Annotated in this window: 1 protein-coding gene; it reads left to right on the top strand. The window is 56.6% G+C overall.

Annotated elements, in window-relative coordinates; translation table 11 throughout:
- The coding region (locus Q4528_RS14740) for a hypothetical protein (RefSeq protein ID WP_303522411.1) at positions 1-256 on the top strand (256 nt) is incomplete at both ends.

Genomic DNA, 256 nt, shown 5'->3' with positions numbered 1-256 from the left:
AAACTACCGCGCAAAATGTTGAGAAGGCTGAGCGTGGTGTTGAGAAGGCGATGACGGAGTCCAAGCGGGCTGCGGAGTCGTTGGAGAATGCGGAGCGTGAGCTTTCTGACGCGTCGGATGATGCTTCGGATAAGTCGCGTCAGCTGTCTAGGGCTGTTGACGATACTGATGAGTCGTTTGGCCGTATGAAGTTGGGTGTCGGCGCTGTTGCTGGTGTCGTGGGTGGCGTGTTCTCTGCGGTTACGCAGGCTGCTAT

Origin of the sequence: Staphylococcus pasteuri (assembly GCF_030547725.1) — a bacterium.
GTDB classification, from domain to species: domain Bacteria; phylum Bacillota; class Bacilli; order Staphylococcales; family Staphylococcaceae; genus Staphylococcus; species Staphylococcus pasteuri.
The sequence above is the reverse complement of the archived record's forward strand: the minus strand, read 5'-3'. Positions and strand labels throughout refer to the sequence as shown.